Genomic DNA, 13,066 nt, shown 5'->3' on the forward strand with positions numbered 1-13,066 from the left:
GGCCCTGGGTGTTTTCAGGGCTTGAGCAGGCCGTTTCGGGGACGCCCGCCCCGCGAGCGGCCCGCCGGGCGCCGTACAGGCAGTTGGGGTGTCCGAGGGCGGACGGATGGACAGATTTCCGCCATGCCCCTTTGGATTGCCATCGCTGCAGGGTTGGGCCTCGGCCAGTTGCCGGACACGCCGGTCATGATTCCTCCCGAGGACCCTTCCATCCGGGACCCGGCCGCAGCGGCGCTCCAGGACGCGAACCAGCAGGCGGCGGAAGAGATTGAAGGACGGAGGCCCCCGGCGGGCTACGTCTATGAGGCGCCGGAGGATGCGTCACCGCGCGACTTCGTGCTGACGCCCGTCCTGCCCGACGGCGCGCCACCGCCGATGGCGGGGCAGGTCGCCGCCGAGGAGGCCGCGCAGCGCTACGAGCCGGTTCCCTCGCCACTGGAGGCGCTGCAACAGGAGCAGGCCGCGATGGGTGGGAGCGGACAGCAGCCGGAGGGTGACGGCACCTCGACGGGCCAGGACACCACGGGTGGGACGACGAACGGTGCGGGTGGTTCAGGGGTGACGGGGCAGGACGTGAGTGGAACCGGCGGCACTGGCACTGGCGGACAGCAGGACGTGCGTGGAACCGGCGGCACAGGCACCGGCGGACAGCAGGACGTGCGTGGAACCGGCGGCACAGGCACCGGCGGACAGCAGGACGTGCGTGGAGCCGGCACGAGCATCGGCAACACTGGCACGGGTGGCACCGGCACGAGCATCGGCAACACTGGCACGGGTGGCGCCGGAACGACGGGCTCGCAAGACGGCAGCGGAGCGCCCCCTGAGAACGCCGTCCCCGCGGAACAGCAGAACCTCGGCGACACAGGCGCGACCGGCGCTCAGGCGGCACCCCAGCAGGGAACCCCCACGGGCCAGAGCGGCACAGGCACGACCAGCGCAGTCCCCTCCCCTGCCCCCGCGACGCCGGCCTTCATTGGCGGCTCCGAGCCCATCGGCCGCTCGGAACCCATTGGCCGCTCGGAACCCATCGGCCGCTCCGAGCCCATTGGCACACCGCCCACCGTAGCGCCCGTGAACAACCCGATGGGCACTGGCGGCGCAGGAACGCAGAACACGACTCAGCCGACGCCCACGCAGCAGATGGAACAACTGCGTGAGCGGATGAAGCAGCTCGAAGCCCAGCTCAACGAGCGCGACGCCGACCTCACCGTGCGGAACCAGGCCGTCCAGCTCCAGGTGGACACCTACGGTGACCGCGCGGTCGACGTGGAGCAGGCGCGACAGGACCGGCTGGCCCAGATTCAGACCGCCAGTCAGTGGATGCTCGCGGCGGACACGGCGCTGGAACAGGGTGAGCTGGACGTCGTCAATGCGCTCGATACCGCCGACAACGCCTTCGTCGACTTGCGTGACAGCGCGGAGGAGGACGGCCAGGGCACTGTCGTCGTCCACGCGGAGCGCCTGCGTGCGCTGCTCAATCTCGCCCGGAACTTCGTCAACAACCGCGACGGCTACAATGCCCGGCTCGCCCTCCAGGAGGCAGGTGTCCAGCTGAACATCCTCCGCGCCGCCAACCTCGAGCGGCAGGCCACCGGCAACGTCCTGCTCAATCCGTGAACGACGGCGTCGCCCCCACAGGGGGGCTCTGCGGACGGGCGATGAGGTAGCCCTGCACGAAGTCCACCCCGTGCGCGCGGACCCAGCGCAGCTCCTCGTGCGTCTCGATGCCCTCCGCCACCGTGCGGATGCCCAGCGTCCGCGCAATCTCCAGGAGCTTCCCTACGATGGAGCCCTTGTACGGGTCCAGGTGGACGTCACGCACCAGCTCCATGTCCAGCTTGATGATGTCGGGACGCAGCCGGTGGATGAGGTTCAGTGACGAGAAGCCCGCGCCCAGGTCGTCCAGCGCCACCTGGAAACCCGACTTGCGATAGAAGTCCACGATGCCGCGCAGATGCTCCGCGTCCGCCGTCTGGTCCGTCTCGATGATTTCGAACACCACCCGCTCCGGCGGAATGCCCGCCGCGTGGATGGCCTCCACCGTGGAGCGAAGACAGAACGTGGCGTCGTAGATGGCCGTGGGCGTGAAGTTGATGAAGAGGTGCGTGTCCAGCCCGTGCCTCACCGCCTGCCGGATGGCCGTGGTACGCGCCGCCAGGTCCAGTTGGAACAGCAGGTCCGCCTCGCGCGCCGTCTGCATCATCCGTCCGGGCAGCACCAGCGTTCCGTCCGGCTCCAGGCCTCGCATCAACGCCTCGTGCGCGAAGATGCAGCGGGTGTCCCGCGCATGGACGATGGGCTGGAAGTGCGTGGTGAGCCGCTCCTCGGAGAGCAAATCCACCAGCCACCCCGCGCGCGTCCGCGTGACGAGCCGCTGGAGTGAGCCCACCCGGGGATAGTCACCCAGCCCGGGCTCCGCCGCCCCCGGCATGAACAGCGCCCGGGTGGCCCGCGCCTCCTCCTGCGTGAGCGCGGCCAACAGGTCCGATGCCAGAGACGACAGCGCCGCCTCCGGCACCCACACCTCGACGCACTGGGCTTCGGCGCGCACCTGGACCTCGTGCCGCGCCTCCCGGAGGTAGGACAGCAGCCGGCCCTGGCTGTGCCCCACCGGGCTCCACAGGAACAGACGCCCGGCGCCCTCCGCGATGGGAGGAAGCGTCTGGCACCTGCCGCAGGACCGCGTCGGGGTGTCGCTCATCCAGACAGCCTACTCCGTCGTCTCGCGGAAGATGAGCAGGCCTCGCGAGGAATCCGTCGCGTACACGAATCCGTCGCCCGGCACGTGCACCTTGCTCAGGCCTTCGAGGAACACGACGCCGTGGCCCGCATCCGTCTCCCGCCAGGTGTTGTAGTAACCCACCTGCTGGGGCGAGCCGGGGACGGACACGTCCACGATGCGCAGGCCATCCTGACCATAGGCCAGGTAGACCTTCGTCCCGGAGAACGCCACCGAGCGGATGGACACCTCCGGGCGCGTCCGGAACTCACCCGTCCGGGCCACCGTGGCCGGCGCGCTCACGTCCAGCACGCTCAGGTGCGCGCCCCAGTCCTCGCCCGCGTCGAATGCGTAGACGCGGTCTCCCACCATGCCGACCGCCGTGGCGGCCGACGTGCCGTTGGCGAAGCGGCCCAACAGCTTCGGGCTCGCCGGGGTGGTGACGTCCGAGACGGTCATTCCGAAGGACCAGTTGCTCACGTAGAGCCGGCCGCCCATCGCCGCGACGTGCAGGGGCACCTCCCCCGCCAGGGGCTCCGCGCCCTCGACGAAGTACCGCTTGAGCTGCTTCGGCTCCGCGGGCGTGGCGACGTCGTAGACGTACACCTCCGCGTTGGGCGCGGGCGACGCCGCGTACAGGACGTTTCCGTCCAGCGCGAGGGAGTTCACCTCCACCACGGACTCGGGCACGGAGCGCAGGCGGACAGGTATCGCCGGGTTGGTGATGTCGAACACGGCGATGCCGCTGCGGCGGCTGGCCACATAGAGCGTGTTCCCGTTCACCAGCGCGTCCGTGTAGTAGTCGTTGGACAGCTCGTACTGGCGGACCTGGCGCGGCTGCGAGGGGTCGCTCAGGTCGAAGGTGATGAGGCCCTTGGCCCCCGCCGTCACGTAGGCGTGGCCATGGGCCACCGCGACATTCGTGGCCGTGGCCTCGTTCAGCTTCACCTCGCCGACCAGCTCCACGCCGGACGCCTCTGCTTCACCCGCGCGGCGGCCCAGCCGGATGGCCTCGAAGGTGCCCTTCATGTCCGCGGTGCCATTGGCGCAACGCCGGAAGATGCCGGACATCTGCCCGGGCCCGGACGAGGAACACCCGGCGACGGCGAAGCGCATCGTCACGTTGTTGGCGCCCTGGAACTCGCTGGCCAGGAAGAACGACTCCGGGGTGCTCTGCCGCTCCGTGGCGGCGAGGCCCATCAGCATCTGGGTGTTGTTGCCCCCTCCCGACAACCTCATGGCGGCCGCGGCTCCGGAACCGTCGTTGAGGTTGATGTTGAGGTTCCAGATGCCCTCGGGCTGTACGGCGGAGAGGCTTGAAAGCTGGCAGGCCGACACATCGATGGCCTCGACCTGACACTCCGCCTTGGGAACGGACGGATTGTCATTGCCGCAAGCGGTGGCGAGCGCCAGGGTGCTGGTGAGTGCGAGGAGGCGTTTCATGCCCCCATGCATATCATCCGGCGCCAGCACCCGACGAAACAGCGCGCTCCCCCGGCCTCCGAGGGGGCGATGCCCACTGCCCGTCAAGTAAACGGAAAGAAATCGTCGGGGCGCTTGTATACCGGGACCGCTGGGAGGCAGCCTCCCCAGCAGGTGTAGTCTCGCCGGTACCCCACCCACAGAGGTGCCTTCAGTGAACCCCCGTCCCCTCGCCGCAGCCCTGCTCGTCGTGCTCTTCCCGGGGCTCGCGCTTGCCCAGTTCTACGTCGTGCCCCGAAGACCCGGGAAAACGGCGGTGAACAGCTACGAATTCGAGTGGCGACACACGGACATCCTCGTCGGACCGGGGGCCACGGGTCTGGCGGAACCTCCCGAGCGGACCGCGCACGAACAACCACCGGAGAGTCCAGGCGGCGCCAACCCGGGCGCGCCCACCCCCTCGCCGGACCAGGGCGACACGAAGGCGCCTCCCACCGGTCCGCCCTCGGAGTCCACGGGCGGCACGTCCGAGCCCCAGTCCCAGACGGGGCTGCCCGGCAGCACGCCGGTGGTGCTCGGGGGGGCGACCGACGCGGGCGTACCCCCTTTGACGACGGGTGAAGACGGGGGCGTCCCGGAGAGTGGCCTGGCGGCCGTCGACGGGGGAGCGGAGGACGGCGGTGCCCTGGCCGCGGCCGATGCGGGGACGACGGACAGCGGTGCCCTGGCCGCGGCCGATGCAGGGACGGCGGATGGCGGCACGCTCGCGGCCGGTGGTACCGACGGCGGCGAGCAGGACGCGGGCGCCACCTACCTGATGGCCAGCGACGCCGATGACGACGGCGGGACGGTGCTGGGCGGCGGCCAGTCGGTGTTCGCGGGCGCGGACGGCGGCTTCAACTACACCTACGCGAAGTCGCTGGGGGACAAGTCGGGCGGGGTGCGCTTCTACTTCTATGAGCGTGAGCGCATGGTGGCCGAGCGCGCCGCGCCGCTCATCGAGGAGGCCTACCGGTATCTGGTGGACCAGTTCAAGTACGTCCCCACCAAGACGTTCCCGTACATCCTCTACAGCAGCTACCAGGAGTTCCTGCAGACCAACCTCTTCGCCGTGTCCGAGGGCACGCTCGGCCTCACCAGCACCGGCGAGGACCTGAAGCTGACGCTGCCGTACCTGGGCGACCACCGCCTCTTCGAGGAGGTCAGCACCCACGAGCTGGCGCACCAGTTCACCATCCAGAAGGTCCGCACCGTGGCCGAGCAGGCCAAGATGTTCGGCGACCCGCTGCAGGCCATTCCGCTGTGGTTCATCGAAGGCCTCGCCGAGTTCTACGCCAAGCGCGGCATGGACCCGGAAGCGGAGATGTTGGTGCGGGACCTGCTGGTGAACCCGGACCTCTTCAAGGGCTACGCCTTCCTCGACTTCTTCTCCCCCGGGCCCTACGGCTACCTGTGGATCTACAAGGTGGGCCAGGTCCGCGTGTCCTTCCTCGAAGAGGAGTACGGCGCCGGTTTCATCCAGCGCGTGCTGGAGGAGTCGCCGCGGCTGTCGGGTGGCTCGCGCGATTCACCGTCGCTCAAGTTCGAGGAGCTGCTGGAGCGGCTCACCGGCGACAACCCCAAGCGCATCTCCGCGCGGTTCGAGAACTGGCTGAAGCGCCGGGCCTTCAAGACGTACCTGGCGTCCGAGCAGTCCGCGCCGGCGCTGGACCTGCTCGACAAGGCGCCCGGCTACACCACCGCCATGGCGTCTTCCCCGTCGGGCAACGTGCTGGGGCTGCGCACCATCGTCCCGGAGACGGGTGAGAGCCGGCTGTACCTCATGGATCCGCGCGTGCCGGACAAGACGGTGAAGGTCACGGGTGATGGCGTGCCGGGCGTGGAGTCATTGCACCCCATCTCCGGACGCAGCTTCGCGCTGACGAACGACAAGCTGGCCTTCATCGCCGAAATCACCGGGCGCGACGTCATCTACGTGCAGGACTACACGCACAAGTCGGAGCGGCGCGGCGCGGACGTGCTGGTGCGCCGCAACGCCATCCGGACCGGCATCGACCGGGAGGTGGGCCTGGTGGTCGACCTGAGCCTGGGCGGACGCACCGCGTACCGCATCGACCGGCACGGGTTGCTCGCCGCGTACTCGCCGGCCTTCTCGCCCGACGGCCGGTGGGTGGCCTTCATCGGCATCAACGACGCGGGTCTGCGGGACATCTACGCCATCGACCTGCAGGCGGGCCCGGACGCCCCGCCGCTGCAGCTCACCGACGACGTGTTCTCCGAGCGAGAGGTGACATGGGGGCCCTCGGGCATCGTCTTCACGTCGGACGCGACGTCCCACCGCCAGTTCAACCTCTTCCGGGTGCGTCCGGACGCGCCCCGGCAGGTGGAGCGCCTCACCAGCGAGGAGCGGGACCACACGGCCCCGGTGGCCCTGGCGGACGGACGCCTCTTCTTCACCGCCTTCAACAACAGCAGCTCCGATTTGCATGAGCTGACGAAGGACGGCCGCATCGTGCGGCGCACGGACCTGACGACGGGCGTCTTCGAGCCCGGCCCCGGCCCGGACGGCAGCCTGTGGATGCTGTTCCACGTCTCCGGTGAGCGCCGGCCCGCGGTGCTGCGCCCGCCGCGCATGCTGTCGCTGGACGTCCCCGCCGAACCGCCGCCGGAGCCGCCCAACCCGCTGGCGGTGCGGCCCCTCACGGACGCGCAGAACTACGAGCCCTTCACCCGGCAGAACCTGGAGTTCGGTCCCTTCTTCGGCTTCGCGGGCGCGGGCGGCGGCGGCTTCGTGGGCCAGCTTTTCGCGGCGGCCAGTGACCGCATGAAGGACCACCAGTTCCTGCTCACCCTGGCGGTGTACGGCAGCTTCGACCTGACGGACGGCTACCTGCTCTACGTCAACGACAAGTCACGCACGACGTGGGGTGGCGGCATCTTCCAGTCCCTGCGCTTCCGCGTGGACCGCACCTTCGAAGGTGAAGAGGGCGCGCAGAATGCCTTCTTCACGTCGGGTGAGCGCTTCTTCGGCGCGCTCGGCAGCGTGCGCTACCCGCTGAGCACCTTCCTGTTCGTGCAGGGTGACCTGGCCATTGGTGGCACCCGGTACTTCCTGGACGACTACACGGAGTTCGAGCTGTTCTTCCCCGAGCGCAACGCGGCCAACCGGGAGCTGCTGACGGCCTGGAACGCGCGCAACCGCGCCATCCGCTTCCAGACGGAGCTGAGCGGGCAGATTGGCTACGACAGCCTGAAGTACCACTACGCCACCGGCCCGCTGTCGGGCAGCGCGGCCATGCTGGAGACGACGGTGGGCGTGCAGCCCTTCGACAACCAGGCCTACGGCAACGTGCGCGTGGACGCGGAGCGCTACTTCCCCATCTATGGCCGCGCCAACATCTTCATCCGCGGCGGCCTGGGCACCACGCTGGGAGGCCGGTACGCGCGCTCCTACTTCCTGTCTTCGTTCGACACGCTGCGCGGCGTGAACTTCGGCGACATCCAGTGGCTGCTCGGCCGGCACTACGTCTACTCCACGCTGGAGGCGCAGCTGCCGCTCAACGACATCATCCGGGTGGCCTTCCTCAGCGACCTGGAAGCGATTGCCGCCATCGACGCGGGCGGCGTCGGCGAGGGCCGGGATGACCTGTGGAACCACCGCGTGGTGAACGGCGTCGTCGGGTTCAACCTCGCGCTGGGCCCCCTGCTGCTGCGCCTGCACTTCGCCCGGCCGTTCGACGTCGGCGCCGCTGCCGGCCGGCCGGACCCGGGCTGGGTGACGAACTTCTCGCTGGGCATCGCCGGCCTCAATGGCTTCTTCGACCAGGCGAACACCGGGAAGAGCGTCGGCCCATCGCCGACGCCCATGTCCCCGGCCCTGATGCCCTCCCTGGGAGGCGGCTACACCGCGCCGCGCCGCTGAGGCGGCGTCAGGACTGCGCGGCGACGAGGGCGGCGTTGGCGCGGGCCATGGGCCCGCCCTCCATGGGAATGCGCTCGAAGTCGCCGCGCAGCGCCTTGATGGCGAACTTCTCCAGGTCGATTTCCCGGCGGGTGCGCACGCCAAGCACGCGCAGCAGCTCGGACAGGGGGCTGAAGCCGGACACGCTGTGCTGGAGCAGCATGCCCCCCGCCACCGCGGTGAGCCCCCACCAGCGTCCGCCGTCCCGCCGGCTCAGCAGCAGGCCCAGCAGGCCCAGGGCCGACGTGCCCACGGCGAGGGCGCGGTTGATGTCCCACTCGCGCTCCAGCCGGGCGAGGTAGCGCGTCATCTCCGCGCGGTCCCCCTTCTCCGCCATGTATCGGACGCAGCGCTCCACGTGCTCGTCGATGCGCCGGTTCACCACCAGCGGCGTGTGGACACGCACGGTGTCTGACGACGTCTGGTTCCACGATTCCATATGAGGCCCTCTCTCCCTGACGCGGCGCGCCCCCTCTTCTCTTGAAGCTAGGACCGCCGCCGCCCCCCGTGCACAGCCCACGCGGGGAAAGGGGCCCCGTTCCGCCCGGCCGCCTGCCCCGCCAGGGGCCCCTTCGCGTCCCATTCCCTCCAGGGTGGGACAAGCAGCCAGGTTGGGTAATCCGTTTCCCTTGCACGCGACGGTGGGGGCCTGCGTGCCGGCTCAAGCGTTCGCTCTCCACCAAAAAGGGGCCCTGGAGGCGGGCACAACCGTTGCTTTGCGCCGGGGTTGATGACTCCTTCTCGATTGCTGCTGTGCCTGCCGCTGCTGAGCCTGTGGGCGTGTGATGGACTCCAGGCGGAGCGGCCACCGCTCCTCCAGGACCCTCCGGGTGTGGACAATCCGCAAACGCCCCCTGGCGAGGAGGAGCCGCCGCCGACGCAGCCGCCACCGGTGGACCCGCCTCCCGTCGACCCACCGCCGGTGGATCCGCCTCCGGAGCCGCCACCGCCCGTGCCGGAGACGGAGCGGCCCTTTGTGATGCCGCCCGTGCAGACGTCGGTGCCGCAATACGAGCTCATCATCCCCGAAGAGACGATGCGGATGTTCGAGGCGGACCCTTGGACGCCGGAGCAGGACGGCCTCTTCAAGGCGAACGGGACGACGTACCGCGTGCAGGTGCGCCTGCGGGGCGCCTCCGCGCGCTTCTTCCCGAAGAAGAGCTGGAACGTGAGCTTCGAGGACGGCGTGCGCTTCGAGGGGAGGACGTCACTCAACCTCGTGGCCGAGTACGCGGACGCGACGCTGCTGGCGGAGAAGATTGCCTTCGACCTGCTGGAGGCCATGCGCGTCCCCGCGTCGAAGGGCACGCTGGTGCGGCTCAACGTCAACGGCGTGTACCAGGGCGTGTTCCTGGAAATCGAGCAGGTGAACAAGGCCTTCCTGCGGGCGCACGCCTATGCCGACACGGATGGAACCATCTACCGGTGTGGCTGGAAGGACTGCGAATTCAAGATGGTGAAGGTGCCGTACCAGGGTGACTGGGCGAAGAAGACGAACGAGTCCCAGCCGGACGACAAGCTCTGGGAGATGGTGGGCGCCATCAACCACACACCCGAGCCCCAGTTCGTCAGCGAAATGGAGAAGCGCTTCGAGCTGGAGCACTACCTGCGCGCCATGGTGATGGACGCGCTCATGTCCAACAACTACGTGGAGGACTCGGAGAGCTACTTCATCTACGACCGCGCGGTGGCGAAGTGGTCCTACGTCCCGTGGGACCTCAACAACGTGGACTCGCGCTGGTGGTACCCCATCAGCGTGGAGGACATGAGCCAGAGCACCAGCAACATGCGCCACCCGCTGTTCGGCTTCACCCTCATCGACGCCTGGGTGGCGAAGATGTACGAGCAGCGCAAGCTGGAGACGGCCTCGTACCCCGGCTACCTGCCGGTGTTCTCCAACCTGGCCACCCGCGTGGTGATGAACCCCGTGCTGCGCGAGCGGCTGGAGGCGCGGCTGGACAAGGCGATGGAGGAGCTCTTCACCAGCGAGGTGATGGACGCGCACATCGACAAGCTGCACGCGCTCATCGACCCGCACATGCGTGACGACCCCTTCATGGACTACGGCCGCTTCACCGCGGGCCGCTCCTACCTGAAGCGCTACGTGCGCGAGCGCCGCAACTTCATCTTCAAGGAACTGGAGCGGCTCGCGCAGCAGCAACCCACGCTGGTGCTGGAGGCCGTCCACCCGCGTGAAGGCTGGGTGGAGGTGGGCAACCGCACGTCGGCGCCCCTGTCCCTGGCGGGCATGGTGCTGACGACGCAGCTGCGCATCAGCCTGGCGCAGAGCCCCGGCCACCTGCCCACGCAGGTGCGTGCCCCCATCGGCGCGGTGCTGCCGGCGCTGACGGTGGCCCCGGGACAGCGCGTCCGCCTCAACGCCGCGCAGCTGGGCATCCAGATGCCCGCCCAAGGCGAGATTGGCCTCTTCGACGGGCGCTCCGTGGTGGGCGTGAAGGACCTGCTCTTCTACGGCGACCTGGGCGTGGGCAAGCGCTACGAGCGCGGCGCGCGGGGCTGGGAAGTGCGCTGAGCGCGGCGGCCAGCCACTCCTGAGCGCGGCGCGCCTGTCCTCGGGGGCGCCGCGCTGCGTTTCAGGGCCGCATGCGGACCTCCAGCGTCCGCTTCGCGCTCAGTCCCCGGTCGTCAGTGACGAGAATCTCGTGGGAGCCCACGGACGGCGTCCACCACACGCGCTCATCGGCGCGCGCCGTCCCCAGCAGGGCCCCGTCCACGAACCACGTCAGTGCCCGCTCGTGTGAGGCCTCCGCCTCCAGCGGCACCTCCTGCTGTGAGGCCGGGACACCGGGAATCAGCACGGCCACATGTCCCGGCGCGGGGGAGACAATGGACGGGGCCGTGCGCGCGCCCCCGGGCTCGCAGCCAGGCGCGGCGGCGGGCGGCTCCGGCAGGCGCCGGTGCTGCTCCTCCAGCCAGCGGCGGATGGTGGCCGGCCACGTCACATACACCCGCGTCTCCGTCTTCCGCCCCGTCCGGCACATGGGCCCCACCGACAGCCCCGTGGCCACGTCCACCTCCACGTGCTGGTGGTACGGGCACCGCGCGGTGGGCACCGCCGAGCGCCGCGCGTAGACGTGCTTGCGCTGCACGCAGGCGTCCGTCGGCAGGTGGCCCGAATAGGCGCAGACCTCCACCACGGCCAGGTCATCGGGCGGATTCACGCTCTCGTCCGGCAGGTTGAGGCCGCGCGGGCCCACGCCCTCCAGGATGTCGAACAACACCGGCCCCGCCGCGTCAGCACCCACCAGGTGCACGCTGGGCGTGTGATTGAAGTTCCCCAGCCAGACGACCGCCGTGTGCCGCAGCCCCGAGCCCGCCGCCCACGCGTCGCGGTGGCCAAAGCTGGTCCCTGTCTTCCAGTGCACGCGCGCCGGCATGCCCGTCAGCCGACGGCGGGCCGGGAAGTCCGGCCGGTCCCTCAGCGACAGTGCCTGGCGCGTCAGCCAGGCCGCGCCAGGGGACAGCACCTCCACCGGCGCGGCCGCCTTCTCGTCCAGCAGAAGCCGCAGCGGCGGCGCGCGTCCATCCCCCGCCAGCGCGACGTAGACACCCGCGAGCTCCAGCGGCGTCAGCTCGATGCCGCCCACCGCCGCGGAAAGGCCGTAGTACCCGGGCTCCTGCACCAGGCTCGTGACTCCCGCCGCTTGCAGGGCGCCCAGGAAGCGCTCCACCCCCACGCGCTCCAAGAGCCGCACGAAGGGCATGTTGAGCGACTGGGACAGCGCGTACTCCAGGCGCACCAAACCCTGGAAGCGGCCGTCGAAGTTGCGCGGCGCATAGCCGCCGTAGGCCGTGGGCACGTCCGCCACCAGCTGCTCCGGCCCCACCATTCCCAGGTCGATGCCCATGGCATACAGCAGGGGCTTGAGCGCCGAGCCCGGCGAGCGCGGCGTGGCGAAGCCGATAATCTGCCCGCCGTGCTTCTGGTCGAAGAAGTCGAAGTTGCCCACCAGCGCGAGCACCTCCGCCTGCTGCCGGTCCACCACCACCGCCGTCCCGTTGTAGATGCCTCGCGGCGCCAGGCCCACCGCCGCGTCCCGCATCAACCGCTCCACCATCCGCTGCGTGCCGGCGTCCAGCGTGGTGCGCAGCCGGGCATGCTCCGGCCGCTGCGTGCGCAGCCACACCGCCACGTGTGGCGCCTCACGGGGAAAGGGCTTCAGGTCCGTGGGCACAGGCGTGTCGCGCACCTCGCGCAGCACCGTCTCCGCCGACACGCGGGCCGCCTCGGGCCCTCGGGGAAGCGCCTCCACGTCCAGCAGCCTTCGCGCCACGCCGTCCCGCGCCGACTTCAACCGGGCCGTGTTCTGCGCCGTGGGGAAGCGCCGGTTCGGGTTCTGCGGCACCGCCAGCAGCGTGGCAATCTCCGCGGGGCTCAGGTTCGCCGCCGTGTGGCCGAAGTACGTCAGCGCGGCCGCCTCCACGCCTTCGACGTTGCGCCCGTACGGGACGAACTGGAGATAGGCCGCGAGCACCTCCTGCTTGGTCAGCCGCACCTCCAGCTGCATCGCCCGGAAGGACTCGATGACTTTCGACGTGAAGGTGCGGGGCCGCGGCTCCAACACGCGGACCAACTGCATCGTCAAGGTCGAGGCGCCGGACACCCGCCGCCCCGTGGACAGGTTGCGTGTCGCCGCGCGCAGCACCGCCAGCGGGTCCACGCCCGGGTGGTGGAAGAAGCGCTTGTCCTCCAGGGCCAGCAGGGCCTGGACGTAGTCGGGGTCCACGCGCTCCAGTTGCGTGGGGATGCGCCAGCGCTCGTCCGGGGCCAGGAAGACGTGGGCCGGCGTGCCGTCCCGGTACTCCATCACCACCGATGCGGGCGCGAAGAGACGGGCAGGCAGGGGTACGCGCCAGGCGGCCACCCACGCGGCCACCGCGAGGCCTGACAACCCCAGGCCGACGAACAAGAGCTTCCGGGTGATTCGACGGGCACGGCTCAT

General features: G+C 70.0%; 7 protein-coding genes. 3 read left to right on the forward strand and 4 right to left on the reverse strand.

The annotated features are described in order from the left end of the window. Window positions 1-123 precede the first annotated feature (123 nt). Window positions 124-1,617, forward strand: coding sequence for a hypothetical protein (locus tag BLU09_RS12310; RefSeq protein ID WP_244171644.1), 1,494 nt, complete (start codon window positions 124-126; stop codon window positions 1,615-1,617). Here the strand turns inward: BLU09_RS12310 and BLU09_RS12315 are convergent. Then, window positions 1,607-2,701: an EAL domain-containing protein gene (locus BLU09_RS12315; protein WP_090489503.1), complete on the reverse strand. Its 1,095-nt coding sequence runs from the start codon at window positions 2,699-2,701 to the stop codon at window positions 1,607-1,609. The two genes, BLU09_RS12310 and BLU09_RS12315, sit on opposite strands and share 11 nt — an antisense overlap. Before the next feature lie 9 nt (window positions 2,702-2,710). Further along, window positions 2,711-4,162 carry an LVIVD repeat-containing protein gene (locus tag BLU09_RS12320; protein ID WP_244171645.1) on the reverse strand — a complete coding sequence of 484 codons (1,452 nt, stop codon included), beginning with the start codon at window positions 4,160-4,162 and terminating at the stop codon, window positions 2,711-2,713. A 184-nt stretch (window positions 4,163-4,346) separates the two neighbouring features. Between BLU09_RS12320 and BLU09_RS12325 the strand changes: the two genes are divergently transcribed. Beyond that, a complete protein-coding gene (locus BLU09_RS12325; RefSeq protein WP_090489507.1) occupies window positions 4,347-8,063 on the forward strand; it encodes a tolB protein precursor protein in 3,717 nt (1,238 codons plus the stop codon). A gap of 7 nt (window positions 8,064-8,070) precedes the next feature. On the opposite strand, the gene BLU09_RS12330 is transcribed toward BLU09_RS12325, so the two are convergent. Then, window positions 8,071-8,541 (reverse strand): hypothetical protein, encoded by a 471-nt coding sequence (locus BLU09_RS12330; protein ID WP_244171647.1) that lies wholly within the window; start codon window positions 8,539-8,541, stop codon window positions 8,071-8,073. A 288-nt stretch (window positions 8,542-8,829) separates the two neighbouring features. On the opposite strand from BLU09_RS12330, the gene BLU09_RS12335 reads away from it, so the two are divergent. Further along, window positions 8,830-10,635: a CotH kinase family protein gene (locus BLU09_RS12335; protein ID WP_090489512.1), complete on the forward strand. Its 1,806-nt coding sequence runs from the start codon at window positions 8,830-8,832 to the stop codon at window positions 10,633-10,635. A 61-nt stretch (window positions 10,636-10,696) separates the two neighbouring features. Here the strand turns inward: BLU09_RS12335 and pbpC are convergent, their stop codons facing one another. Continuing rightward, the gene (pbpC, locus tag BLU09_RS12340; protein ID WP_186818011.1) at window positions 10,697-13,066 is read right to left on the reverse strand and encodes a penicillin-binding protein 1C; all 2,370 of its coding nucleotides are present in this window, start codon (window positions 13,064-13,066) and stop codon (window positions 10,697-10,699) included.

The sequence above is a fragment of the Myxococcus virescens genome, from assembly GCF_900101905.1.
Lineage (GTDB): Bacteria > Myxococcota > Myxococcia > Myxococcales > Myxococcaceae > Myxococcus > Myxococcus virescens.